The 26,273-nt window shown below is 68.5% G+C and carries 20 protein-coding genes; 15 read left to right on the top strand and 5 right to left on the bottom strand.

What is annotated here, in order from left to right:
• Positions 1-60: 60 nt before the first annotated feature.
• Complete coding sequence (locus AB4Y64_RS01775) at positions 61-1,335, bottom strand: sensor histidine kinase (protein WP_441814741.1); 1,275 nt, start codon at positions 1,333-1,335, stop codon at positions 61-63.
• Positions 1,332-2,051 (bottom strand): response regulator transcription factor, encoded by a 720-nt coding sequence (locus AB4Y64_RS01770; RefSeq protein ID WP_441814740.1) that lies wholly within the window; start codon positions 2,049-2,051, stop codon positions 1,332-1,334. Before AB4Y64_RS01770 ends, AB4Y64_RS01775 begins: the two co-directional genes overlap by 4 nt.
• Positions 2,052-2,378: 327 nt before the next feature.
• Between AB4Y64_RS01770 and AB4Y64_RS01765 the strand changes: the two genes are divergently transcribed.
• From AB4Y64_RS01765 to AB4Y64_RS01755, 3 genes are all read left to right on the top strand, one after another.
• Entirely contained in the window at positions 2,379-3,173 is a 795-nt protein-coding gene (locus AB4Y64_RS01765; protein WP_441814739.1) for a phosphatase PAP2 family protein, read from the top strand.
• Positions 3,170-4,855, top strand: a complete 1,686-nt coding sequence (locus AB4Y64_RS01760; RefSeq protein WP_441814738.1) for a phosphoethanolamine transferase — start codon at positions 3,170-3,172, stop codon at positions 4,853-4,855. Before AB4Y64_RS01765 ends, AB4Y64_RS01760 begins: the two co-directional genes overlap by 4 nt.
• Before the next feature lie 180 nt (positions 4,856-5,035).
• On the top strand, positions 5,036-6,535 hold the full coding sequence (locus AB4Y64_RS01755) for a ComEA family DNA-binding protein (protein ID WP_441814737.1): 1,500 nt from the start codon (positions 5,036-5,038) through the stop codon (positions 6,533-6,535).
• 15 nt (positions 6,536-6,550) lie between these two features.
• Here the strand turns inward: AB4Y64_RS01755 and dinB are convergent, their stop codons facing one another.
• Positions 6,551-7,651: a DNA polymerase IV gene (gene dinB, locus AB4Y64_RS01750; RefSeq protein WP_441815206.1), complete on the bottom strand. Its 1,101-nt coding sequence runs from the start codon at positions 7,649-7,651 to the stop codon at positions 6,551-6,553.
• A gap of 181 nt (positions 7,652-7,832) precedes the next feature.
• Here dinB and AB4Y64_RS01745 point away from each other — a divergent pair, with 181 nt between their 5' ends.
• Positions 7,833-10,532, top strand: a complete 2,700-nt coding sequence (locus AB4Y64_RS01745; protein WP_441814736.1) for a bifunctional acetate--CoA ligase family protein/GNAT family N-acetyltransferase — start codon at positions 7,833-7,835, stop codon at positions 10,530-10,532.
• Positions 10,533-10,543: 11 nt separating this feature from the next.
• Here the strand turns inward: AB4Y64_RS01745 and AB4Y64_RS01740 are convergent, their stop codons facing one another.
• Positions 10,544-11,941, bottom strand: a complete 1,398-nt coding sequence (locus tag AB4Y64_RS01740; protein ID WP_441814735.1) for a GntP family permease — start codon at positions 11,939-11,941, stop codon at positions 10,544-10,546.
• A 319-nt stretch (positions 11,942-12,260) separates the two neighbouring features.
• On the opposite strand from AB4Y64_RS01740, the gene AB4Y64_RS01735 reads away from it, so the two are divergent.
• Positions 12,261-14,507, top strand: a complete 2,247-nt coding sequence (locus AB4Y64_RS01735) for a TonB-dependent receptor (protein ID WP_441814734.1) — start codon at positions 12,261-12,263, stop codon at positions 14,505-14,507.
• A gap of 311 nt (positions 14,508-14,818) precedes the next feature.
• Entirely contained in the window at positions 14,819-18,163 is a 3,345-nt protein-coding gene (locus tag AB4Y64_RS01730) for a hybrid sensor histidine kinase/response regulator (RefSeq protein ID WP_441814733.1), read from the top strand.
• A 7-nt stretch (positions 18,164-18,170) separates the two neighbouring features.
• Here the strand turns inward: AB4Y64_RS01730 and AB4Y64_RS01725 are convergent, their stop codons facing one another.
• Positions 18,171-18,845 (bottom strand): response regulator, encoded by a 675-nt coding sequence (locus tag AB4Y64_RS01725; RefSeq protein ID WP_441814732.1) that lies wholly within the window; start codon positions 18,843-18,845, stop codon positions 18,171-18,173.
• A 96-nt stretch (positions 18,846-18,941) separates the two neighbouring features.
• Between AB4Y64_RS01725 and AB4Y64_RS01720 the strand changes: the two genes are divergently transcribed.
• The 9 genes from AB4Y64_RS01720 (at position 18,942) to AB4Y64_RS01680 (ending at position 26,264) form a co-directional block, all read left to right on the top strand.
• Complete coding sequence (locus tag AB4Y64_RS01720) at positions 18,942-20,756, top strand: 3-hydroxybutyrate oligomer hydrolase family protein (protein ID WP_441814731.1); 1,815 nt, start codon at positions 18,942-18,944, stop codon at positions 20,754-20,756.
• A 72-nt stretch (positions 20,757-20,828) separates the two neighbouring features.
• Positions 20,829-21,443, top strand: a complete 615-nt coding sequence (locus tag AB4Y64_RS01715) for a CDP-alcohol phosphatidyltransferase family protein (RefSeq protein WP_441814730.1) — start codon at positions 20,829-20,831, stop codon at positions 21,441-21,443.
• Between the two features lie 66 nt (positions 21,444-21,509).
• Positions 21,510-22,571, top strand: a complete 1,062-nt coding sequence (gene phaE / locus AB4Y64_RS01710) for a class III poly(R)-hydroxyalkanoic acid synthase subunit PhaE (protein WP_441814729.1) — start codon at positions 21,510-21,512, stop codon at positions 22,569-22,571.
• Position 22,572: 1 nt separating this feature from the next.
• Positions 22,573-23,670, top strand: a complete 1,098-nt coding sequence (locus AB4Y64_RS01705) for a class III poly(R)-hydroxyalkanoic acid synthase subunit PhaC (RefSeq protein ID WP_441814728.1) — start codon at positions 22,573-22,575, stop codon at positions 23,668-23,670.
• A gap of 107 nt (positions 23,671-23,777) precedes the next feature.
• On the top strand, positions 23,778-24,470 hold the full coding sequence (locus AB4Y64_RS01700; protein ID WP_441814727.1) for an SGNH/GDSL hydrolase family protein: 693 nt from the start codon (positions 23,778-23,780) through the stop codon (positions 24,468-24,470).
• Positions 24,471-24,477: 7 nt separating this feature from the next.
• The gene (locus AB4Y64_RS01695; protein ID WP_441814726.1) at positions 24,478-24,906 is read left to right on the top strand and encodes a DUF5329 domain-containing protein; all 429 of its coding nucleotides are present in this window, start codon (positions 24,478-24,480) and stop codon (positions 24,904-24,906) included.
• A 45-nt stretch (positions 24,907-24,951) separates the two neighbouring features.
• Entirely contained in the window at positions 24,952-25,164 is a 213-nt protein-coding gene (locus tag AB4Y64_RS01690; RefSeq protein ID WP_441814725.1) for a PspC domain-containing protein, read from the top strand.
• A 10-nt stretch (positions 25,165-25,174) separates the two neighbouring features.
• Positions 25,175-25,801, top strand: coding sequence for a M15 family metallopeptidase (locus AB4Y64_RS01685; protein WP_441814724.1), 627 nt, complete (start codon positions 25,175-25,177; stop codon positions 25,799-25,801).
• Positions 25,802-25,820: 19 nt separating this feature from the next.
• Entirely contained in the window at positions 25,821-26,264 is a 444-nt protein-coding gene (locus AB4Y64_RS01680) for a hypothetical protein (RefSeq protein ID WP_441814723.1), read from the top strand.
• The last annotated feature ends 9 nt before the right edge of the window (positions 26,265-26,273 follow it).

Raw genomic sequence — 26,273 nt, 5'->3', positions numbered from 1 at the left:
ACCGCGTCATCCCGGTGAACGCCGGGATCGACCTCGAACCTGCACTTGTCGCAATAGACGTCAGGCCACGAACCGCAGCGTCGTGGTCGTGCCGTGCCCTTCATCGGACGCAATGTCGAGCTTCCAGCCCAGGTGCTCGCACAGGCGCGAGATCAGGTCCAGGCCGATGCCGCCACCGTGGCGTTCGCCGCCACCGCGGGCGACCTTGGCGTAGATCGCGCTGATTTCTTCCGGCGTCATGCCATGGCCCGGATCGTCGATGATGACCGTCGCCGGCGCCTCCAGGCGCACGGAGATCTCGCCGCGATCGCTGTGTTCGATTGCATTGCGCAGCAGGTTGCCGATTGCGGCCTGGACAATCGGGAGCGGGGCGAGGATCTCGCAGGGCAACATCGACGAGACCGTCAAGGCCAGGTCCTTGTCGCGGGTCAGATGGCGATGGTCCTCGACGATCTCGGGCAGCAGCTGGTCCAGGGCGACGCGGTCGCTGACACGGGCCAGGCGCGCAGGATCCTTGGCCAGTACCAGCAGCAGCGAGATCAACTGCTCGACATCGCGGGCGGTTCGCTGGATGCGGTTGAGCTGGCCGCGCGTGCCGGCGGGAACGTCGGCCTGCTGCAGTGCGATCTCGCTGGCGCCGGCGATCACTGCGATCGGCGTGCGCAGCTCGTGGCTGGCGCTGTCGATGAAGGTGCGCTCACGCTCGACGAAGCGGTCGTTGCGCTGCAGGTAATCGTTGAGCGCATCGGCGATCACGACCAGTTCGCCACTGGCGCTCGCGGGCACGTCGATCCGCTGCCCGGGCTGGTCCGGTTGCAGGCGGGCGATGTCCTGGGCGAGGTTGCTCAGCGGTCGCACCAGCCGATTGACGCTCCAGGCGATGGCGATGCCCAGCAGCAGGATCATGGTGATCGCCGAACCGACCACGGTCAGCGACATGTCGAACTCGCGCTGCTCCAGGTCGGTGATGTCCAGTGCAAGGGCAATGGGCCGCCCCTCCACTTCGCGTATCAGCACGACGCGTTCGATGCCGTTGATCATGACGTCGTCGTGCACCCCGGGCTCCAGGCCGCGCAGCGTCGGCGGGATGTCGGCGGGGTTTCGGCCGTCGAACAGGGCGATGTTGGACGTGTCGACCCAGCGGTAGTCCGGGTCCCTGCGGCTGAGCTCGCGGATGTGGTCGAGCTCGGCGTCGAGCAGTCCCTGCCAGACCAACTGCTCTGCGTGCTCGTTGACCAGGAAGCCGTGCAGGATGATGGCGACGGTCAGCACGACCACGTAGCCGAGCAGTCCCAGCAGTATCCGCCGGCGCAGTCCGGAACGTGGCGTGCTCATGGGGCGCAATCCGCGCCGTCATCTTCCGCGTCTGAAGGCGTCGCGCCTTTGAGGGCGATGCGGTAGCCCACGCGCGGAAGCGTCTGGATCAGCTTGACGTCGAACGGGCCGTCGACACTGCGGCGCAATTCGTAGATATGCGAGCGCAGCATGTCGCCGTCGGGCGGGTCGTCGCCCCACAGCGCATGCTCGAGACGATCGCGCGTGACTGCGGCAGGGCTGGCCTGCATCAGCACTTCCAGCAGCTTGCGGCAGGCCGGGTACAGGTGCAGCGCCTGGCCGTTGCGGGTGACATCGAGGGTGGTGAGGTCCAGGCGCAGGTCGCCGACCTGCAGCACACGGCTGCGGCCGCGCCCGCTGGCGCGCGCCACGAGCGCCTCCAGGCGCACTTCAAGTTCTGGCAGGTCGAAGGGCTTGGTGAGGTAGTCGTCGGCGCCTGCGCGGAAGCCGGCGATCTTGTCGGGCAGCTCGTCGCGCGCGGTGAGCATCAGCACCGGCATGTTGCGGCCGGCATCGCGCAGGCGGCTGAGCACTTCACGGCCGTCCATGCGCGGCAGCATCCAGTCCAGGACGATCGCGTCGAAGTCCTGGGTGATCGCCAGGTGCAGCCCGGTGGGACCGTCTGGGGCCGCGTCCAGGGTGTAGCCGCGCGCCTCGAAATAGTCGAAGAGGTTGGCGACCAGATTTCGATTGTCTTCCACCACCAGCACGCGCATAGGCAATCGTCCCAATTGGTTCCACAAAGGCAGCAGGCGCGCAACGCGCCCAGCCGATCAGTTTCTCTTGGCCCCGGTCTGAATTATGTCGGAATGCTCCGGCAAATGTGCCGCGGCGCGCGTGGAGGAGGCGCCGGCCAAAAGTGCCGCCCTTCGCTGTCGCCATTTTCGCTGCGTCCGACGCTGAACGGATGCCTGCGAAAACAGTGTGAGTTGCAGTCCCTCCGACCGCTTTCCGACAACCAGGTCTAGATCATTTCCGGATCCGATATCGGGGTATTTCCCGACAATCGACCACTACCTGGCCTGATGAACAATTCCCCTTCGATGAAATCCAGTGCCGCCGGCGGCACTGCCACGTGGCTGCCGCCTCGTTGGCCCGCTCCGGTGCACAGCCGGACCCTAGGTACGACCTTTTTCGTAGCCCACGCCTGGATCCCCCTGGTCGCGTTCGTGGCCTTGGTCGTGTGGTCGATGGCGCTGGGCGGCGACCAGTGGATGGCCGATCGCCTCTACGCCTGGGAAGGCAACGGCTGGAGCCTTCGCCACGCCTTCCTGACCGAACGGGTTGTGCACCAGTTCGGACGCACCCTGAGCACCGCCGCATGGCTGGCCGCGCTATTGGCATGGCTGGTGGCGCGCGCGCGCCCTCAATGGGCCCACCTGCGCCGGCCGCTGGCCTATCTGCTGGTCTCGGTGACAGTGTCGACCGCGATGGTGGCGTGGGTGAAGTCCTGGTCGAACATGGACTGCCCCTGGGATCTGGTGCGTTACGGCGGTGCCCGCGAATACGTGGGCCTGCTGGGCATGCGGCCGCTGGGCCTGGCCCGCGGTGCCTGCTTCCCGGCCGGCCATGCCAGCGGCGGCTATGCCTGGCTGGCCCTCTACTTCTTCCTTGGTGCGGTGCGCCCGAACCTGCGCTGGTTGGGCCTGGCCATTGGCCTGGGCGTCGGACTGGTGTTCGGCATCTCGCAGCAACTGCGCGGCGCGCACTTCTTCTCGCATGACCTGTGGACCATCGCGATCTGCTGGGCATCCGCCCTGGGCCTGCATCTGTGGTTCCAGCGCCGTTCCATGGAGGCTGCCGCGCCCGTGGCCGCCTTGCCGAGGGTTACTCGATGAATACCGTTGCCGGTCGCAGCCCGCAGTTGCTGGCCTCCATTGCACGACTGTCGCGGCAGTTCGCTGCCTGGAGACCCGAAATCTCGGTGGAGATGCTGGCGCTGTCGGCAGCGGTTTTCTTCACCCTGTTCTGCAACACCGCGTTCTTCCGCGAAGTGATCGCCCTGGGTGCGCTGCATGGACTGCGTGGCGTCGGCACCGGCGCCAGCCTGGTGGTGATGATCGGCGCACTGAACATGCTGCTGCTGTGCGTGCTGCTGAACCGCTGGACCGCGAAACCGGTGCTGATGGTGCTGCTACTGGTGACCGCGGCGGCATCGCATTTCATGAGCCAGTACACGGTGTACCTGGACGCCGACATGCTGCGCAACATCCTGCACACCGATGGCAAGGAGTCGGGCGAGCTGATGACGCTGGGCATGGTGCCCAGCCTGATGGTGCTGGGCGTGCTGCCGTCGCTGCTGCTGTGGCGCGTGCGCCTGCGGCGGCGTCCGCTCGGCCGCGCGGTGCTGGTGCGCCTGGGCTGCATCGTGCTGGCCGGCGTGGTTGCCTCGGGCGCGGCGCTGGCCTCGTTCCAGGACCTGTCGGCGCTGATGCGCAACCACCGCGAGGTGCGCCACCTGATCACGCCCGGCAACTACATCGTCTCGCTGGTGAGGGTGATGCGCGACGACCAGGCCGGGCGCAATCGCCCGCGCACGCCGGTGGGCACCACCGCCAAGGTCGTCGGTCGTCCTGCCGATGCCAGGCCGCGGCTGCTCGTGCTGGTGGTGGGCGAAACCGTGCGCGCGCAGAACTGGGGTCTCAACGGCTATGCCCGTGACACCACGCCGCAGTTGCGCCACATCGCGCCGGTCAACTTCAGCAACATGACCTCGTGCGGTTCGGCGACCGAGGTTTCGGTGCCGTGCATGTTCTCGCCGTACGGGCGCGCGCATTACGACAAGGACAAGATCAACCATTCCCAGACGCTGCTGCACGTGCTCGAGCACGCCGGCATCGGCACGCTGTGGCGCGACAACCAGACCGGCTGCAAGGGCGTGTGCGAAGGCCTGGCGTTCGAGTCGTACGAGCATGCCAGCGACCCGCAGAGCTGCAATGCGGAAGGCTGCATGGACGAGGTGATGCTCAAGGGCCTGAGCGAGGCCGTTGCCAGCAAGCCCGGCGACATGGTCGTGGTGCTGCACCAGCTGGGCAACCACGGTCCGAGCTACTACAAGCGCTACCCGGCATCGATGCGGCGGTTCACGCCGACCTGCGAAACCGGGGAGCTGGGCAAGTGCAGCCGCGATGAGATCGTCAACGCCTACGACAACGCGATCCTGCACACGGACGACTTCCTGGCGCGGACGATCCGCATGCTGGCCGAGCAGACCGGGCGCGACACGGCGATGATCTACCTGTCCGACCACGGTGAATCGCTGGGCGAGAACGGCCTGTACCTGCATGGCGTTCCGTATGCGATCGCGCCCGATACGCAAACCCGGGTGCCGATGGTGATGTGGCTGTCGCCGGGCATGGCTGCCTCGCGTGGCATCGACCAGGGCTGCCTCAAGCGCGAAAGCACCGCGCCGGTGAGCCAGGACAACCTGTTCCACTCGGTGCTGGGCCTGATGCAGGTCAGCACGCCCGAGTACGACCCCAGGCTCGACCTCTTCCACGGCTGCACCGCGCGCGGCTGACAGGTGACGTTGCCGGCGCCACGCCGGCAATGCGTTGTCTGATGGGTCGGCCGCGGAGGCAACCGCAACGTGCATGGCAAGTTCGGCCATGCATGGCAAGTGTCGCCAGTGGGCGACCGCTTGGCAGGTGCAGGTAGGCATCGTGGACGGCATCCTCTCGGCAAGCTTGAGGAGTGCCTGATGCTGATCTTGAGAATTCTGGCCGGCTGCCTGCTGGCAGGGTGCGCGCTGCTGCCGACGCAGGCCGCCGAACTCGGCGTGCTGGCGCCGGTGATGGCCGGCGACAAACCCCAATTCAGGGACGCCGCGAACGGCAAGCCCGCGCCGGTGGTGACCCGCGTGGTCGATGGCGATCTGTACGCGCAGCTGCAGCGCGAAGCCCGTGATGGCTTCGTCGCGACCGTGCTCGCGATTGATGAAGGCGCCCAGCGCGCCGCCGGTGCGCGCGAACTCCGGCCGAGCTGGCTGTACCTGTCGGCCGAGGACGGCGGATTCGCCCGCCAGGGATTCTGGCTGCAGGAGAACGGCAGGCAGCGCTTCGTCGACGAGCCCTATGTCGATCTGGTCGTCGACGAGGACAGCGTCGCCAACGGCGACTTCGAGGAAATCTTCGCCCACGAAATGGGCCATGTGTTCCTGCGCCGGCTTGTGCCGGACCTGCCGCCGGGCTACTCGCGCACGCCGCACGCGAGCATGAGCATCACCGATTATTCCACCGCGTTCGATGAAGGCTTCGCCACGCATTTCCAGGGGCTGGCGCGGCGTATGACCGCAAACCCGAAGCTGCGCGAGCAGGAACTCGGCCTGGCCTCGAAGCCATTCCTGGGCTACTGGATGAGCAATCTCGACCGCGCCGGACGCGTCGTGGGCGTGCGGCGCAACTGGTTCGTGCAGGCGCAACTGCTGCCGCCAGGCGACGACGCCACTGCGCTTGCGCGACGCGACCTGAGCACGGCCTTCGACAGTGCGCGCCTGCGTGACGGCCAGCAGATGCTGTCATCGGAGGGCGTGGTCGCCACGATCTTCTATCGCTGGCTGGTGCCAGGGCCGGACGACCGCGACGCCGTCGTGCAGCGCTATTGGCGTCTGTTTGCGTCGTTTGCGCGGCGCGACGGCCGCCACCTGCGCCACGACTCGCCGGTGCTGCTCGACCTGGTCGATCGCTACTGCGTCGATGCTGTGGACGACTGCAAACGCGTGCAGGCGGTGGTGCTCGATACCACCTACGGCGCCACCACCGGCCGCGGGCTGCCGGCGCTGACCGAATCGCTGGCGACGAACGGTCGCCTGGGCGACATGGAGTCCTTTGTCGGCGGCCTCAAGCAGGCGCGCACTCAGATGGCGCAGCTGCAGGAGCAGGTGGCGAAGGATCCGGCGAAGCTGCGTGCGGGGCTGGGGCCGGACCTGTGGCTGATGGTCCCCGGACAGCACCTGGGGTGGCGCGCGGAGAGCGACGTGGTCGCCGTGAATCTCAACACGGCCGAACTGGAATCGCTGCAGTTGCTGCCGGGGGTGGATCGCGCCGCGGCCGAGCGCGCATTGGATAGCCGTCGCAAGGTCGGCGTGTTCATTGACCTCGCCGATTTCGTCCGCCGCGCTGGTATCGACGACGCCAACGTCGCGAAACTGAGACAGGCAGCCGAGGCCGCGCGCAAGGCCGGACCCAACGAGCGCGCCTAGCGCTCAAGCCGGTGTCTACACCTGTTGCGCCGCGAACAGGTCGCTCTGCACGTCGGTGTCGTCGCGATCGGCGAAGCCTGACAGGCCGACGCCGACCAGCCGGTACTTCGTCCGCGCCGGCAGCGCCACCCGTGCGCGCAGGTCGCAGGCGATGCGCGCCAGTTCCTGCTGTGACGCGGGCGGTTCGGCCGCGGTCAGGCTGCGGGTGAGGATGCGGAAGTCCGACGTCTTGAGCTTGAGCACCACCGTGCGCGCGATGCGCGAGTCGTCGCGGGCGAGCTCGCGCTGGTAACCCTCCCAGGTCTTGCTCGCCAGGCGCTCGATGTGCGGTTGCAGTTCGTCCAGCGGCAGGTCGCGTTCGAAGGTGTCCTCCGAGGAGATCTGCAGGGTGGGGCGCTCGGGTTGCACGGGGTTGTCGTCGATGCCGAACGACAACTCATGCAGGCGCCGGCCCCAGCGGCCGAAATGCTTTTCCAGTTCGGCCGCGCCGAGCGTGCGCAGGTCGGAGACGGTGGCGATGCCCAGTTCGGCCAGGCGCTGTTCGCTGACCTTGCCCACGCCGGGCAGGCGGCCGACCGGCAGCGGCGCGAGGAAGGCCTCGACCTGGTGCGGCCGGACCACGAACAGGCCGTCGGGCTTGCGCCAGTCGGAGGCGATCTTGGCCACGAACTTGTTCGGCGCCACGCCGGCCGACGCGGTCAGCTGCGTCTCCTCGCGGATCGCCGAGCGGATGGCTTCGGCGGTCGCGGTGGCCGTGGCCAGCCCGGTGCGGGTGGTGGTGACGTCCAGGTAGGCCTCGTCCAGCGACAGCGGCTCGATCAGCTCGGTGTGGCGGGCGAAGATCTCGCGCACCTGCCGCGACACGGCCTTGTAGCGGACGAAATCCGGCGGCACGAACACCGCCTGCGGGCACAGGCGCTCGGCGCGCACCGCCGGCATGGCCGAGCGCACCCCGAACCTGCGCGCCTCGTAGCTGGCCGCACAGACCACCGAGCGCGCACCGCGCCAGGCCACGACCACCGGCAGCCCGCGCAGGGACGGGTCGTCGCGCTGCTCGACCGACGCATAGAACGCGTCCATGTCGACGTGGAGGATCTTGCGGGTCGGGGCAGGCAAGTCGGGCAAGGCGGGCAACGCGGGTGCGCGGACGGCCGCGGTCGGTCGGCCTGTTAGTGAAAATACTAACGCCGCGAGGCGCCATTGAACAGCCGCCCGGCTATCGTAGGAGCACGGTCGCCAGCCAGCTGGCGCTACAGCGGGTCCAGGAAGGCATTCGGCTGCAGATGAGCGCGCAACGTTGAGCACCTACCAGCTTCAATCGGTTTTCAGTCCCGCCTCGGTCGCCGTGGTCGGCGGCAGCACGCGCGAGCAGTCGGCCGGTCGGGCGGTGCTGCGCAACCTGGTCGAGGGCGGTTTCGCCGGCCAGATCGGCCTGGTCAATCCGAACTTCGATGCGATCGAGGGCGTCGCCGCGGTGTCGCGGATCCAGGACCTGGCGTGGACGCCGGAGCTGGTGGTGATCGCCGCGCCACACTCGCTGGTGCCGCGATTTGCCAGCGCCGCCGCGGCCAAGGGCGCATCGGCCGCGGTCGTGCTCAACACCGGCATGGGCCAGGGCGCCCAGTCGCCGGCGGCGGAACTGGCCAGCGCCGCGCGCGCCAAAGGCCTGCGCATCGTCGGTCCCAACTCGCTGGGCATCCTCGCGCCGCACGCCCGGCTCAATGCCAGCTTTGCCGCGCATGCCGCGCTGCCGGGCGACCTCGCGGTGATTTCGCAATCCGCCGCCATTGCCGCCGCGCTGGTGGAATGGGGCGCGCGCCGCTCGCTCGGATTTTCCGCGGTCGCCTCGCTGGGCGACGCGCTCGATGTCGACTTCGCCGACCTGCTCGATTACTTCGCCCGCGACCGCTACACGCGGGCGATCCTGCTGTACGTCGAATCGATCCGCGATGCGCGCAAGTTCCTCTCGGCGGCACGCGCGGCGGCGCGGCTGAAGCCGGTGGTGGTGGTGAAATCGGACCGCCATGCGCGGCGCGCCGCTCCCGTCGGCACGCATTCTGCGGCGCTGGCCACGCCCGATGGCGTCTACGCCGCCGCCTTCCATCGCGCCGGCATGCTGCGCGTGAGCGCGCTGGATGAACTGTTCGCCGCTGCCGAAACGCTGGGGCGCATGCACACGTTTCCGGGCCGCCGCCTGGCGATCTTCGCCAATGGCCGCGGCACCGGCATGCTGGCCGCCGACCGCCTGGTCGACATGGGCGGCACGCTGGCCGGGTTGTCGGATGCGACCGTGCAGCAACTCGATGCGGTGGCCTCGTCGGTGTGGCCGCGCAACAACCCGGTCGACATCAACGGCGACGCCGACCACGCCGCCTACGCCGGGGCCGTCAGCGCGCTTTTGGCCGACGACGGCAACGATGCGGTGCTGGCACTGAACGTCCCGACGGCGCTGATCGGAGCCGACAGCCGTGCGCAGGCGCTGGCCGAAGCGAAAACGCTGGCGATGAAGGCGGGCAGCCGCAAGCCGGTGTTCGCGGTCTGGCTGGGCAAGGATGACAGCGCTGCCGCCCGGCTCAATGCGGCGCGGATCCCCACCTATGCGACAGAAGCCGATGCCGTGCGCGGCTTCATGTACCTGGTGCGCCATCGCGAAGCGCAGCAGGCGCTGATGGAAACGCCGCCGAGCATGCCCGACGACCTGGTGGTCGACACGGCGACCGCGCGTTCGGTGGTCGAGGCAGCCATGGCAGCGGGCCGGAACTGGCTCGACCCGATCGAAGTCGCGCGCGTGCTGGTGGCGTATGGAATCGACATCACCCCGACCACGGCCGCGCGCGATGCCGACGAAGCCGTGCGCATCGCCGCGCCGCTGCTGGCAGACGGGACGCCGGTCGCGGTCAAGATCCTGTCGCCCGACATCAGCCACAAGTCGGATGTAGACGGCGTGCGCCTGAACCTGTTCACCGCCCAGGCCGTGCACGAGGCTGCCGCGGCGATCCTGCAGCGTGCGCGCGAGGCGCGCCCGGGCGCGCGCATCGATGGCGTCACGATCCAGCCGATGGTGGTGCGGCCGCGGGCGCGCGAACTGATCATCGGCATGGTCGATGACGAGACCTTCGGGCCGGTGATCGTCTTCGGCCGCGGCGGCACCGCGGTGGAGGTGATCGACGACAAGGCGCTGGCGTTGCCACCCCTGGACCTGCGCCTGGCCCACGAGATGATCGGCCGCACCCGCGTGTCCCGCATCCTCAAGGCCTATCGCGACGTGCCGGCCGCCGACGAGCGCGCGGTGGCGATGACGCTGGTGAAGCTGGCGCAGCTGGTTGCCGACATCCCCGAGATCCGCGAGGTCGACATCAACCCGTTGCTGGTCGATCGCGACGGCATCATTGCGGTGGATGCGCGAATCGGCGTGTCAGCCTCGCGCATCGTGCACAAGGGCCCGGGCCATCCGCGCTTCGCGATCAGGCCGTATCCGAAGGAATGGGAGCGCACGCTCGAGCTGTCCGATGGCAGCGCCGCGTTCCTGCGGCCGGTGCGGCCGGAAGACGATGAACTCTTTCGCCGCTTCTTCACCAAGGTCACCGACGAAGACCTGCGCCTGCGCTTTTTCCAGACCATCCGCCATTTCAGCCACGAGTTCATCGCCCAGCTGACCCAGCTCGACTACGCGCGTTCGATTGCGCTGGTGGCGATTGATCCGGACGACGGCGAGATGCTAGGCGCGGTGCGCCTGCACGCCGATGCCAACTACGACCACGGCGAGTACGGGATCCTGGTGCGCTCCGACCTCAAGGGGCAGGGGCTGGGCTGGCGATTGATGCAGACGATCATCGAGTACGCACGCTGGCTGGGCCTGCGCTCGATCGAGGGCGAAGTGCTGCAGGAGAACCGGACGATGCTGGACATGTGCCGGCGCCTGGGGTTCAACACCACCGTCAATCCGGACGATCCGACCGTGGTGACGGTGTCGCTTCCGATCGTGCAAGGCGGATGAGGGCTTTCAGATCACACCAGCCCCGTGGCGTAGAACGTGCCGATCACCACGAACACCGCCGCGGTCTTGATCAGCGTGAGCGCGAAGATGTCCTTGTAGGCCTGGCGGTGCGACAGGCCCGTCACCGCCAGCAGGGTGATCACCGCGCCGTTGTGCGGCAGCGTGTCCATGCCGCCCGACGCCATCGCCGCGACCCGGTGCAGCACGTCCATCGGAATGCCTGCCGCGTTCGCGTTGGCGATGAAGGTTTCGGCCATCGCCGCCAGGGCGATGCTCATGCCGCCCGAGGCAGAGCCGGTGATGCCGGCCAGCGCGGTCACGGTGATGGCTTCGTTGACCAGCGGGTTGGGGATCGCCGCCAGTGCGTTGGCCACCACAAGGAAGCCGGGCAGGGCAGCGATCACCGCGCCGAAACCGTACTCGGATGCGGTGTTCATCGCCGCCAGCAATGCGCCGCCGATGGCCGACTTGCTGCCCTCGGCAAAGCTGGCCATCACCGGCCTCCAGGCGAAGGCGAGCACAGCGAGGATGCCGACCAGCAGCGCACCCTGCACGGCCCAGATCGCCGCGATCTTCGACACTTCCTGCACCACCGGCGCGGCGCTGCCGATCACCGCCGGGTCGAAGCTGTGCGCCTCGCCGTAGAAACTCGGGATGGCGATGGTCAGCACTTTGTTGACGACGCCGACCAGCACCAGCGGCAGGATCGCGATCAGCGGATGGGCGAGGGTGCCGCCGGCGAACGGCGCCGGTTCGTTGACCAGCTCGTCGCCGTAGCCCTCACCGGCGGCCAGTGCAGAGCGCCGGCGCCAATCGAGGTAGGCCAGGCCGACGGCGAGAATGAAGAGGCCGCCGATCGTGCCCAGCCACGGCGCCGCCCAGGTGTTGGTGCCGAAGAACGTGGTCGGGATGATGTTCTGGATCTGCGGCGTGCCCGGCAGCGCATCCATGGTGAAGGTGAAGGCGCCCAGCGCGATCGTGCCGGGGATCAGGCGCTTGGGGATGTCGCTCTGGCGGAACAGTTCCGCGGCGAAGGGGTACACCGCGAACACCACCACGAACAGCGACACGCCGCCGTAGGTCAGCAGCGCGCACACCACCACGATCGACAGCATCGCCCTGCCGGCACCGAACAGGCGGATCGTCGCGGCCACTATCGCCTTGGAGAAACCCGACAGTTCGATCAGCTTGCCGAACACCGCGCCGAGCAGGAACACCGGGAAGTACAGCTTCAGGAAGCCGACCATCTTGTCCATGAACAGACCGGTGAACATCGGCGCGACCAGCGACGGGTCCGTCAACAGCACCGCGCCGAGCGCCGCCACCGGAGCGAACAGGATCACGCTGTAGCCGCGGTAGGCCACGAACATCAGGAAGCACAGTGCGGCCAGCACGATCAGAAATGCCATTCCCCGTTCCTTGTCGAAGCGTGTGGATCGCCTGCTTGCCGTCATTCCCGCGCAGGCTGGAACCCAGTGTCGTTGCCTTGGAAGCGTCAAGTCGCTGGGTCCCCGCCTACGCGGGGACGACGGCATGCCTGCAGCCCGTGTAGGCATGCAGTCTCCGCAATGGCCCGATGGGCCGGCATTGTCCGAAGGTACAGCAGCGCGGCACCGCCCCCGGTCCTAGGCTTGCCAGCATGACGGGGGAGGGACTCGTCGTTCATTTCGCTGCCGGCGCACCGCCGGTCCGCGGCCAACGATTTGGGACTGGGGAGACAGCGTCACCATGAATCGCAGCGACAACAAGACCCGAAGCAGCCTGAGCATCGCCATTGCCTTCGCCCTGCTGGCGCCCGCCGCCTTCGCCCAGGAAACGACGAGCGCAGCACCGGCCAGCGAAGCGCAGGCCACCACGCTTGGCGGCGTCACCGTCACCGCCCGCAAGCGCGAAGAAACGCTGCAGGAAGTCCCGGTTGCGGTCACCGCATTCACCGCCGACGCCCTCGACAAGCTCAACATCGAGGACCTCAGCGACCTCGATGCACAGGTGCCCAACCTGACCATCTATGCCGCACGCGGCTCCAGCAGCACGGTCACCGCCTACATCCGCGGCGTCGGCCAGTCCGATCCGCTGTGGGGCGTCGACCCGGGCGTGGGCATGTACATGGACGATGTCTACATTGCCCGACCGCAGGGCGCGCTGCTGGACGTGTTCGACGTCGAGCGCATCGAAGTGCTGCGCGGCCCGCAGGGCACGTTGTATGGCAAGAACACGATTGGTGGTGCGATCAAGTACATCTCGCGCGGCCTGCCGGTCGCGCCGGAAGGCCAGGTCTCGGTCACCGTCGGCAACTACAACCAGCTCGACGTGAAGGCCTCGCTGGGCGCATCGGTCGGCGACGGCGCACTGCGCGGGCGCCTGGCGATGGGCAGCTTCAACCGCGATGGCTTCGGCGACAACCTGTTCAGTGGCCAGGAAGTCAGCGACAAGGAAGTGCTGGCGCTGCGCGGCCAGTTGGGCGCCTACATCAGCGACGACCTCAACATCCAGTTCGCCTACGACTGGATGGATGACCAGTCCGGCGTGCGCGGCGCCAAGATGCTGGCCCCGAACCGGTTTGCCCCGGGCTTCGCGCCGCTGGACAGCCGCTACGACATCCGCAGCGGCATGCCCAACGTCAACGACACCTCGATGAAGGGCGCCTCGGCAACGGTCAACTGGCGCATCAACGAGGATTGGGGTTTCAAGTACATCCTCGCCAAGCGCGAGTCCGACACCGAGACCAACATCGACTTCGACACGTTGCCCAACAAGGTTGCCGACGTGAAGGCGTTCTACGCCGACGAGCAGATCACCAACGAGCTGCAGGTCAACTACGATGCGGGCGGCCGCTCGCGCGGCGTGATCGGCTTCTATTCCTTCGACGGCGAGGCCGGCGGCCAGGTCCTCAACAACTTCTTCAATCTGTCGTTCGGCGACACTCATGGCACGGTCTACACCGATGCGCTGGCGCTCTACGCGGACTGGACGTTCGACCTGACCGACAAGCTCAAGCTCGACCTGGGCGCGCGCTACACCGACGAGAAGAAGCACGCGGTGGTGCTCAACCGCTGCTACACCAACGCGACGTTCACCGTGCTGGCGGCGCGCTGCGCGGCCAACAACCCGACGCCGATCGCGGCCAACTTCGACAAGCGCATCGGCTTCGACAACACGTCGCCGAAGATCTCGCTCGACTACCAGATCACCCCGGACATCATGGTCTACGGGCTGGCCTCGCGCGGTTTCAAGTCGGGTGGTTTCAACATCCGTGCCCAGGCCACCGCCGTGCCGCGTTCGGCTGAGCCGTTCAATGACGAGTCGGTCGACAGCTACGAGATCGGCAGCAAGATGTCGTTCCTGGAGCAGACGCTGTTCCTGAACCTGGCGGCGTTCCACAACGAGTACAAGGACATCCAGCTGTCGGTGTTCACGTCCTACGACAGCAATGGAGACGGCACCAACGATGCGTTCTTCGGCGATTTCACCAATGCCGGCAAGGGCACCGTGCAGGGTGTGGAAGTCGAGTACCAGTGGCTGCCGACGCACAACTGGTTGATCAGCGGCAACCTGGCCTGGCTCGACGCGAAGTACGACGAGTTCATGTACGCCGGGGTCAACATTGCCGACGAGCAGGAGTTCACCAACGCGCCTGATTTCTCTGGTGCGGTCAATCTGGAGTACCGGACCGATCTGTCCAACGGTGGAAATCTGTCGGCGCGGGTGGGCTACAGCTATCAGAGCGAGGTGGTCGCCACCACCGAGATCGTCCGCACCGGTGCGCTGCCGATCACGCAGGACGGTTACGGGCTGGTCAATGCCGGCGTGATCTGGCGCATCGACGATGCGTGGTCGCTGTCGCTGCAGGGCACCAATCTGGCCGACAAGGAGTACCGCACCACCGGTTACAACCTCAACGCCGCTCTGGGCGTGCTGACCGGGTTCTACGGTGCGCCGCGCCAGTACACGTTGTCGGCGCGGTACGACTTCTGATGGTTTGAAGGCGGCGTTCGTGGTCTGTGGCTGGCTCCGGCGTGGCGTTGTCCGCTACGCCGGGGATTGCTCCGCCCCGCGGACGCCATCCTGGCTTTACGCGGGGCGTGGGCCATCCATAGCCCACTGCTCCGCAATCCCCGGCGCAGCGGACAACGCTCCGGCGCGTTGACGCCCCGTCTTCGTTGATGCAAGAAAAGCCCGTAAACCTCGGCGAAGGCCCAGGATCCATTGGGGAGTGCCGATACGGACAGTGTCTCTAGGGACTCCACGCTCGGCTATCCTCCAGTAATGCACCTTCCCGCCGCCCCATGCTGAGCTTCGCCGCGGTCGCCCTGGCCAGCGTCGCCTGGCTGGCACTGATGTTCGGCACCGCGCTCTACGCAGAGCGCCGCCCGACGGTGCTGGCGCGCCACTGGGGCCATGTTTACGCGCTGTCACTGGCGGTGCACTGCACCTCGTGGACGTTCTACGGGACCGTGACCCAGGCCGCTCGCTACGGTTGGCCGCTGCCGCCGACCTTCCTCGGCGCGATCGTGCTGTATGCGATCGCGGTCGCCTTCATGGTCCGGCTGGTGCAGCTGGCGCGGGAAACCAACGCGACTTCGCTGGCCGATCTGATCGCCACGCGTCTGGGCAAAGACGCCTGGCTTGCGGCCACGGTCACCCTGGTCGCCGCGCTCGGACTGATTCCCTACATCGCCCTGCAGTTGAAGGCGGTGGCGATGAGTTTTGCCATGCTGACCACGCACAGTGCCGAGGTCGGGCTGGCGCCGGCCTGGCAGGACAGTGCGCTGTACGTCGCGCTGGCGATGGCGTTGTTCGCGATGCTGTTCGGCACGCGTCGCGCCAGTGCCGCCGAGCACAACCGCGGGCTGGTGCTGGCGATGGCGTTCGAGTCGGTGTTCAAGCTGGCGGCGATGCTGGCGCTGGGGCTGTTCGTCTGGTGGGGGCTGGGCGATCTTCCCGAGACGGCGGCCATGGCGCCGCCGCCGCGGTCGGCCGACGGATTCGCACCGCTGGTGCTTCTGGGCGCGCTGGCGATGTTCATCCTGCCGCACCAGTTCCATGTCGGCGTGGTCGAGTGCCGCGACGAGCGCGACGTGCGCACGGCTCGCTGGCAGTTTCCGCTGTACCTGGTACTGATCGCGCTGCCAGTGCTGCCGCTGGCCAAGGCCGGGCAGGCGCTGCTGGGTGGCAGCGGCGTGCCGTCCGATCTGTACGTGCTGGCGCTGCCGCTGGCGCAGGGTCATGAGGGCCTGGCGCTGTTCGCTTTCCTCGGTGGCCTGAGCGCGGCCACCGGCATGGTCGTGGTCAGCACGCTCACCTTGAGCCTGATGATCGGCAACCACTGGTTCGCGCCGGGGTTGCTGCGCGGTGCGTGGTCGCGCAACGACGGCAGCGACCTGCGCGGCCGCGTGCTGGCGCTGCGCCGGGCCGGCATCGTCGTGATCATGCTGTTGGCCTGGGCTTACAGCCGCCTGATCGCCGGCAACGATGCGCTCGCCGATGTTGGCGCGGTGTCGTTCTCGGCGCTGGCGACACTGGTGCCGGCGCTGTGCTTCGCGGTCTGGCGGCCGCAGACGCCGGCGCGAGCGGCGGTGATCGGCATCGCCGCGGGCTTTGCCGCCTGGGCCTGGGTGCAGTTGCTGCCAATGACGATGGAAGTGCGTGGCGTGACTGCGCCCTGGCTGGAAAGCGGACCGTTCGGCCTGCATTGGCTGGCGCCCGATGCCCTGTTCGGCCTGACCGGCTGGAGCCGCCTGGGTCGCGCCGTCGGCGCCAGCCTGTTCGTCGGCACCCTGGCCACCGTGCTGGCGGCGCTGTGGCGCCGCGAGACGCCGCATCGCGCCCACCGCGGCCTTGACGTCAAGACATTGCGCGATGCCGGCCTGCGCTTCCTGCCGCGCGAACGCGTGCTGCAACTGCTGCAGGGCGTGCCGGCGGGCGAGCCGGTGGCCGCGCCGATCGAAGCCGGGATCGAACGCGAACTTGCGGCGGTATTGGGGTCCGCGTCGGCACGCGTGCTGCTCGATGCTGCGCGACGCGCCGCCAGTGGTCGCGAACTCGACACCGTGGCCGCGATCGTCGGCGAGGCATCGGCCGACCTGCGCTTCAACCAGCGCGTGCTCGAGGCGGCACTGCAGAACATGAGCCAGGGCATCAGCGTGGTCGATGCCCAACTGCGACTGGTCGCCTGGAACCGGCGCTACGTCGAGCTGTTCGGATTCCCGCCGGAGCTGCTGCAGGTCGGTCGTCCGATCGCCGAGCTGTCGCGCTGGGCCCTGCAGCGGATGCCGCCCCAGGGCGACCTCGAACGCGCCCTGGAACGACGCCTGGGCTTCATGCGCGCCGGCACCGCGCACCTGTCCGAACGCGTACTGCACGACGGCAGCATCATCGAGATCCGCGGCAACCCGATGCCCGGCGGCGGCTTCGTCGCGACCTTCACCGACGTGACCGCATTCCGTCGCGCCGAGGCCGGCCTGATCATGGCCAACGAGACGCTGGAACAGCGCGTTGCCGAACGCACCACCGACCTCGAGGTCGCCAAGCGCGAGGCCGAGCGCGCCAACGAGGCCAAGAGCCGCTTCCTCGCCGCGATCGGCCATGACCTGATGCAGCCGCTGCATGCGGCGCAGTTGTTCACCGATGCGCTGTCGCAACAGCTGCTCGAGCCGCGCCAGCGCGAAACGGTGGCGCAGATCGGCGGCGCCCTGGATTCCACCAGCGACCTGCTCACCGGCCTGCTCGACATGTCGCGACTGGAGGCGGGCGGGCTGGTGCCGCAGCCGCGTCCGTTCCCGCTGGCGGAGGTGCTGGAGCCGCTGGCGTCGGAGTTCGGCGCCATTTCGGCGGCGCGCGGCCTTGAATTCCGCTTTGTCGCCAGCACCGCGTGGGCGCATACCGACCCGCAGTTGCTGCGCCGCGTGCTGCAGAACTTCCTCGCCAACGCCGTGCGCTACACCCAGCGCGGTGGCGTCGTGCTGGGCGTGCGCCATGACGGCGACGGCCTGCGCATCGAAGTGCACGACAGCGGGCCCGGCATTGCCGCCGGTCAGCAGGCTGTGATTTTCGAAGAGTTCCGTCGCGGCCAGGATGCCCCGGGGCAGGGCCTGGGCCTTGGCCTGTCGATCGCCGAGCGCATCGCGCAGTTGCTCGACGCACCGCTGGGCCTGCGCAGCCAGATAGATCGCGGCACGGTGTTCGCGGTGCGGGTGCGGCGCGCGCCCAGGCCGCTGCCGATGTCGCTGTCATCCTTGCCCGACGAAAATCCCGGCGTGCGCGTGCTGGTGGTCGACAACGACCCGCAGGCGATGTCGGCGCTGGCGGCCGTGCTTGCTGGCTGGGGCTTCGACGTGGTCACCGCGCGCGACTCGGACGAGGCCGAGGCGGCGTTGTCGCGCGCGCCTGCGGCGTTGTGGCTGTTCGACTACCACCTCGACGATGGCGATACCGGCGTCGCCCTGGCCGCGCGCCTGGAGCTGCGTTTCGGCGCGCGGCCGACGCTGATCCTCAGCGCCGACCGTGGCGAGGTGGTGCGGCGGGCGGTCGAGGAAGCGGGGCTGTCGCTGCTGGCCAAGCCGGTGAAGCCACTGGCGCTGAAGTCAGCGCTCGATCGTGCGCTCGCGGCGCGCGAAGTGGCGCTGTCGTAGCGTCCGATCAGGCGATCTGCCGCGCCGGATCCGACAGCTCCAGCTCGCGCAGCACCACGCTGGCCTGGGTGCGGTTGCGCACGCCAAGGCGCTCGAAGATCGCCGACAGATGCGCCTTGACCGTCCGCTCCTGCACATCCAGCCGGTCGGCGATCTGTTTGTTGAGCAGGCCCTGCGCGACCAGCGTCAGCACCCGGAACTGCTGCGGCGACAGGCTTGCCAGGCGCGCGGCCAGGTCGGCGTCGCCGCTGTCGCTTTGCGTGCGCGCGACCGCGGCGCGCAGCGATGCCGGCAGCCACTGCTCGCAGGCGAAGACGGCGCGGATCGCATCGCGCAGTTCGTCGAGTCCGGCACTCTTGGGCAGGTAGCCGGCGGCGCCGTGATCCAGTGCGCGCCGGACCACGCGCGGGTCGTCGTTGGCCGAGACCACCACCACCGCCACGCCCGGGTGCTGGGCGCGGATCGCGGCCAGTCCGGCCAGGCCGTGGTTGCCGGGCATGTGCAGGTCGAGCAGTACCAGGTCCACGCCCGAATCGGCATCGATCGCGGCATCGAGTGCGGCCAGCACGGCATCGAGATGGCCGGCTTCCAGGATCACCGCACCGCTGACGGCCTCCATGGCCGCCTGCCGCAGGGCGGCGCGGAACAGCGGATGGTCGTCGGCGATCAGCAGGGTCGGCATTGGCCCTAGCCTAGCAAGTGGCCGCACCGGCAGGGCGGCAACGGCGTGGTACGAAAGTACGATGGGCGGCGCGGCTGGCCTTGCTAGGCTGCGGCAATGAACCTGCGACCCGTCCGAACTGCCCTTGCCGGCGCCACGCTCGTCCTGGCCGCCTGCACCACCACCACGCCGCGCAGCAAGACGGAGGCCGCGCCGATGTTCTTCGCAGTGCGCACGACCGAACATCGCGGTGACGACGACCTGCTCAGCGCCGGCCTTGGCCTGGCCGGCCTGCGCGCGATGACCCCGCCCGCGTTCGCCGACGCCGCACATCCCGGCGCGGGCGAACTGCGCCGGCGTGCGTTGTGGAACAACTGGCGCGGCATCGCCGATCTCGCCCCCGGTGGCGGATACGGCGAGCTCTACGGCAGCACCGCCAGCGTGCCGGGGCGCGAGTACAGCGCCCTGGCCACGGTGGCGGGCGCGACCCAGCCGCACCGCGTGCTGGTGCAGGTGCCCGATGCGTTCGATGTCGGCAAGCGCTGTGTCGTGGTCACCGCGTCGTCGGGTTCGCGCGGCATCTACGGCGCGATCGCCGTCGCCGGTGCCTGGGGCCTGCCGAAAGGCTGCGCGGTGGCCTACACCGACAAGGGCGCGGGCACCGACTATTTCGACCTGGACGCGGGGCAGGGCGTCCGCGCCGACGGCACTGTCGGCGCGCGCGGCGATGGCCTGGCGTTCGAGCCGGTTTCGAACGCTTCTTCCGGCGTGGCCTTCAAGCACGCCCACTCGCGCGACAATCCCGAGGCCGACTGGGGCCGGCACGTGAAGCAGGCCGCGCAGTTCGCGCTGCAGTCGCTCGACAGCGCGTTCCCGCAGGCGGCGCCCTTCACCTTCGACAACACCCGCGTCATCGCGGTCGGCATCTCCAACGGCGGCGGCGCCGTGCTGCGCGCGGCCGAGCTCGACGGCGACTGGCTCGACGCGGTAGTGGCTGGCGAACCCAATGTCTACGTCGACGGCGCCGGAAGTCGCGCCCTCTACGACTACACCACCGAAGCCGCGCTGCTGATGCCGTGTGCGTTGCTGCACCTGCAGAACCTGCCGCAGCCGCCGCTGACCGCGCAGGTCGCGCCGCTGTGGACGCAACGCTGCGTCGCATTGAAGGCGGCCGGGCTGATCGAGGGCAACGACACCGCGGCGCAGGCGAAATCCGCGTACGACGCGCTCAAGGCCCATGGCTGGAGCGACGAGGCCCTGCACGCCGGGGCGCTCTCGGTCGGCTTCGACCTGTGGCGCGCCGTCGCGGTGACCTATGCCTCGGCCTACGGTCGATACGGCGTCGGCGAGTTGCCTTGCGGCAATCGCTACAGCGCGATCAATCCGGACGTCAGCCCACGCGCTGCCAGCGCGAGCGAGCGCGCAGCCTGGTGGTCCGATGCCAGCGGCATTCCGCCCGGCGCCGGTGTCAACATCCTCGAGCAGAACCCGGCCGCGCCGCTGACGACGTTGCAATGCCTGCGCGCCCTGTGGACCGGCGACGACGCCGACGCGCAGCGCGTGCGCAAGGGCATCGCCGAAACCCGCGCCGGACTGCCGCGCAAGGGCCTGCCGGTGGTGGTCATCCACGGCAGCGACGACGGCCTGATCCCGCCCGCCTTCACCAGTGCCCCGTACGTGAAGCAGGCGCAGGCGGCCGGCCGCGACGTGCGCTACTGGCAAGTGCGCAACGCCCAGCACTTCGACGGCTTCCTCGGCCTGCCCGATTACGGCGCACGCTACGTGCCGCTGCTGCCGTACGTGTACTCGGCGCTGGACCGGGTCAATGCGGCCCTGGACGGCAGTGGCACGCTGCCGGGCGACGCGGTCATCGCAACCACGCCGCGGGCCGGCAAGCCGCTGCAGGCGTCGAACCTGGCCATGCCGCGCTGACTTCGTCTGCCTCTTGCTCCCTTAACACCCAATTTGGCACGCTGGCAGGCCTTGATGGATCCGGAGCGCCGCATGCCGCGCCACTTTTCGATGCTGCGCGAGTTCCACCTCGCCGACTGGTTCACGCTCGCCAATGCCTTCTGCGGCACCGGCGCGATCTTCGCCGCGATGCGTTTCCTGCAGGAGGGCGGGGTACGTGACCTGCTGATCGGCATGGCGCTGATCCCGCTGGCCTTCATCTTCGATGCGCTCGATGGCCGTGTCGCCCGCTGGCGCAATTCGGCCTCGACCCTCGGGCGCGAGCTCGACTCGCTGGCCGACGTGATCTCCTTCGGCGTCGCGCCGGCGGCGCTGGCCTACGCCTGTGGCCTGCAGGGTGGCTGGGACTGGGCCGTGCTGAGCTACTTCGTCGGTTGCGGCGTCAGCCGGTTGGCGCGCTACAACGTCACCGCCGAGCAGCTGTCCGGTGGCGGCGACAAGGTCAAGTTCTTCGAGGGCACGCCGATCCCGACCAGCCTGGCGCTGGTGGTGGTGCTGGCAGTGGCCGCGTGGCAGGGCGCGATCGGCGCCAATCTGTGGCTGGGCATGATCAAGCTCGGACCCTGGCAGTTCCATCCGCTGGTGCTGATGTTCGCGTTGTCCGGCTCGTTGATGATCAGCAAGACGCTGAAGATTCCCAAGCCCTGAGCAGCGCCCGTCGCGGCTCCGCAACATGGCCGCTGCTAACATGGCCCGCATCAAGCGGAGGCTGCGATGAAGCAGGACGATTTCGAAGCGTTGACGCGACAGTACTGGAACGCGTGGAGCGACAGCCTGCGTTCGGCGGCGGCGCCTGCGGCGACGGCCGTGCCGGGCATGCCCGGCATGCCCGGCTGGACCGAAGCGATGAACTGGTGGACGCAGCTCGCCAAGGGCGGCGTGCCCCAGGGCGACGAAGCCGTCTCGCGCTTCAGCTCGCAGGCGCAGGGATGGTTTGCGCAGATGCAGAAGCTGGCGGCGCAGTTCAGCGGCAGGCAGGCCACAGCCGCCGACATCACCGCTGCCTGGAAGCAGGCGCTCGGCGGAGATGGCGCCAATCCGTTCGCGCACATGCTCGGCATGATGCCCGGCAGCGCCAGCACCGATCCGTCGCAGTGGTTCGAGCAGGCCGCTCCGTGGTTGCAGCAGTGGCAGCGCGATGGACGCTCCTGGCTGGGCCTGCCGGCGTTCGGTTTTGCCCGCGAGCACCAGGAGCGATGGCAGCACCTGATGCAGGCGCAAGTGGATCTGCAACAGCAGAGCCAGACCTACCAGACCCTGCTGGCCGAAGCCGGCCAGGATGCCTTCGTCCGTTTCGAGCGCAAGCTTGGCGAGCGCAGTGTGCCCGGTCGCCAGCTCGAGTCGGTGCGCGCATTGTTCGACCTGTGGATCGACGCGGCCGAAGAGGCCTACGCGGAGGTCGCGCTGTCGCCGCGCTTCCGCGATGCCTACGCTGCATTCGTCAATGCGCAGATGACCCTGCGCGGCCACCAGCAGCGGGAAATCGAGCAGGTGTGCGCGCAACTGGGCATGCCGACCCGGACCGAACTGGATTCGGCGCATCGCAAGATCGTCCAGCTCGAACGCGAACTGCGACGCCTGCGCGACGCGGTCGAAGCCAGTGCGGCGCGAGCGGGCCGCAGCGAAGCGGCGGCACCGCGACAGGCAGCGCAACCGGCACCGAGGCCGGCACCGATGCCTGCGCCGAAGGCGCGCAAGGCGCCGGCCAAGGCTGCTGCGAAGGCCACCGCCAAGACCACCGCCAAGGCCACCGCCAAGGCAAAGGGGAAGCGCTGAGATGGATGGATTCGGCAACGGCCCACTCGGCTTCACGCCGCAGTCGCTGGCAGAAGAATCGCTGCGCTTCCAGGCCAAGCTCCGTGCCGGCCTGGATACCCTGCATCAGGTCCACGACATCGACTACGGCGCGACCGCGCGCGAGGAAGTCTGGCGCGACGGCAAGGTGGTGCTGTACCGCTTCCGCGGCCACACGCTGCCCAACGGCCGGGCGCCCACGGCCAAGGTGCCGCTGCTGATCGTCTACGCCCTGGTCAACCGTCCCTACATGGTCGATCTGCAGGCGGACAAGTCGCTGGTGCGCGGCCTGCTCGAGCGCGGCGAGGACGTCTTCGTGCTCGACTGGGGTTACCCCGACCGTTCCGACCGCTATCTGGAGCTGGAGGACTACATCCAGCGCTACATCGGCGGCGCCATCGATCACCTGCGCGCCGAGTACCGCCTCGACGCGGTCAACCTGCTCGGGATCTGCCAGGGCGGTGCGTTCTCGCTGTGCCATGCCGCGCTCAACCCGCACAAGGTGCGCAACCTGATCACCATGGTCACGCCGGTCGACTTCCACACCAGCGACAACATGCTGGGCAACTGGACGCGCGGGCTGGATGTGGACCTCTTCGTCGATACCCTCGGCAACGTCCCGGCCGACGTGATGAACTGGTGCTACCTCACGCTCAAGCCCTGGCGCCTGTTCGTGCAGAAGTACGTCGGCCTGGTCGACGTGCTCGACGACCAGAAGGCGCTGGAAGACTTCCTGCGCATGGAAAAGTGGATCTTCGATTCGCCCGACCAGGCCGGCGAGGCGTTCCGCCAGTTCGTCAAGCAGTTCTACCAGGGCAACGGTTTCGTCAAGGGCGGCATCGACATCGGCGGCCGTCCGGTCGACCTGCGCAGCGTCGACATGCCGGTGCTCAACATCTATGCCGAGCAGGACCATCTTGTCCCGCCGGCATCGTCGAAGGCGCTCGCCGACCTGGTCGGAACCGGTGACTACAGCGAGCTGTCGTTCAAGGGCGGCCACATCGGCATCTATGTCTCCAGTCGTGCGCAGCGCGAAGTGCCGTCGGCGATCCACGAGTGGCTGGGTGCGCGCTCGCGCTGAGATGCGCGCGCCTGCGGTTGCCCGGTTTTTGTAGAAAGGCGCACGGATCGACAGACCGCGTCATCGCCCTCATGGCACAGTCAGGCACCTCTCCTGACACTGCACCGATGCCCAAGTTCGCACTGCTTTTCTGCCTCGCGCTGCTCACTGCCTGCGCATCCAATCCGCCGTCGCCGGCCAGCACGCCTGCGGCGCAACTGCAGGACTCGACCAAGTTCGAGCCCGACATCGTCGCCTTCGAGCAGGCCGACAGCGTCGTCCGGCGCAGGCCCGGTGGCGTGGTGTTCGTCGGCAGTTCCTCGATCCGCCTGTGGGACACCCTGGGCGACGATTTCCCCGGCGCGGCCCCGATCAACCGCGGCTTCGGCGGCTCGCGCCTGCGCGACACGACCTTCTATGCGCAACGCATCATCACCCCGTACCAGCCGCGCGCCGTGGTCGTCTACGCCGGCGACAACGACCTTGCCGAAGGCCGCACGCCGCAGCAGGTGCGCGACGACTTCGCCGCGCTGGTCGCGCAGGTGCACAGCCAGTTGCCGCAGGTGCGGATCGCGTTCGTCTCGATCAAGCCCAGCCCGGCGCGGCAGGCCCTGCTGGGCCAGATGCGCCAGGCCAATGCGCTGATCCGCGATTACACGCGGCAGGCCAAGGGCGTGGACTTCCTCGACATCGCCACGCCGATGCTCGGCGCCGATGGCCAGCCGCGCGGCGAGCTGTTCCTGGATGACCAGCTGCACATGAACCGCAGCGGCTACGCCATCTGGACCGACGTGGTCGGTCGCTGGCTGGATACGCTGTAATGGCGGCATGACCCGTCGCCTGCGCCCGCTGATCCGCCCAGTCCTGCTAGCCGGCCTTCTAGCCGGCAGCGCCGCGGCGCTGGCGCTGGCGCAGGCGCCCGCGCCCGCGCCCGCTGCACAGCAGGCACCGAAGGCAGCGAAGGCGCAGCAGGAGATCGACCAGCTGATCACCGCGCTTGGGGGCTCGGGCTGCCAGTTCCAGCGCAACGGCAGCTGGTACCCGGCGAGCGAGGCGCAGTCGCACCTGCGGCGGAAATACGACTACCTGCGCAAGCGCGACCTGGTCGCCAGCGCCGAACAGTTCATCGAACGGGCCGGCAGCGCCAGCAGCATGAGCGGCAAGCCCTACCAGGTGCGCTGCCCGGGTCAGCCGGTCGTGACCTCCTCGACCTGGTTGACCACGCGGTTGGCCGCAATTCGTCACGCTACGCCCTGACATCCGGCGCTAGACTGGCAGCGCCGCCGCCTGGGAAGCGCCGTCATGAATGCCACCCGCAGACTATGCCGCTCACGTCACGACCGGATGATCGCCGGAGTCATCGGCGGAATCTCGCGCCGGTACGGCTGGAACTCGACCCTGTTGCGTGCCCTCTACGTGCTGGGTTCGATCGTCTCCGCCGCATTTCCGGGCCTGCTGGTGTACCTGGTCCTGTGGCTTCTGATTCCGGAAGGCGACTGCCCGGAAGCGGAGTGACGCCCAGCCCATGAGCCTGCGCCTGTTTCCGGGTGACGTGCTGTTCACCCAGCGACTGCTCAGGGCGCAAACGCTGTATGGCGGACGGCTGGATGGGCGCTGGGGGCCGCTGACGGAAGCGGCGTCTGCCGAATTCGAACGCCGCGCGGCGCTGATCCGCGAGCAGACGCGAACGTTCGACGCACGCAGCGAAGCGCAACTGGCCGGCCTGCTGCTGCCGGCGCAGCGGCTGGCGCGCACCAGCCTGGCGCGCATGCTCGATGCCGGTTCGCGCCCGCGCCTGCTGTCGGGCACACGCGGTTACGCCGAACAGAACGCCTTGTTTCGTCGTGGTCGTTACGGCAACCCCGGGCCGGTGGTGACTAACGCCCGCGGTGGCCAGAGCATGCACAACTTCGGCACGGCCTGGGATATCGGCCTGTTCGACGCGCAGGGACGCTACCTCCAGGCCGTTACTGCATACGACGAGGCTGCCCGGGTCGGCCTGGTCGCCGGGCTGGAGTGGGGTGGCGACAGCACGCGCTTCGTCGATCGCCCGCACTACCAGTTGCGCCTGGGCTGGCCCGTGGCCGAAGTACGGCGCAGGTTCGAAGCGGGGCGAGCGTACCTTCCTGCCGATGACCAGACCGGGGCATGAGCTGCGCTAGGCTTCACCCATGTCGACGTCACTGACCCGCGCGCTGGTCGCGCTGGGCGCGCTCTGGACGCTGCCCAACACGCTCATCGGCCTGACCCTTGGCATCGCCGGGCTGGCGTTCGGCGCGCATGTGCACTGGCGCCGGCGCGAGCTGGCGCTGGTGTTCCACAAATGGCCGTGGGGGCCGGGCGGGGCGATCACGTTCGGCAACGTGATCCTGCATACCGGCGACAGCCTCGACTCGCCCTGCGTGACCTATGCCCACCGCGCCGGTCATGGCGACGAACCGTCGATCGTGCTGGCAGACCACGAGCGCGCGCACGTTTATCAGTACCTCGCGCTCGGCCCGCTGTTCCTCCCGCTGTACCTGGTGTTTGGCGGCATCAGCGTGCGCAACCGTTTCGAGCGCGCGGCCGATCGCTACGCGCGCACCGGCAGGGGATGGTGGCCGTGGGCAGGCTGACGGGCGCAT

The organism is Lysobacter sp. TAF61 (assembly GCF_052113485.1).
Classification (GTDB): Bacteria; Pseudomonadota; Gammaproteobacteria; order Xanthomonadales; family Xanthomonadaceae; genus Lysobacter_J.
This window is presented reverse-complemented; position numbering and strand designations above follow the sequence as displayed.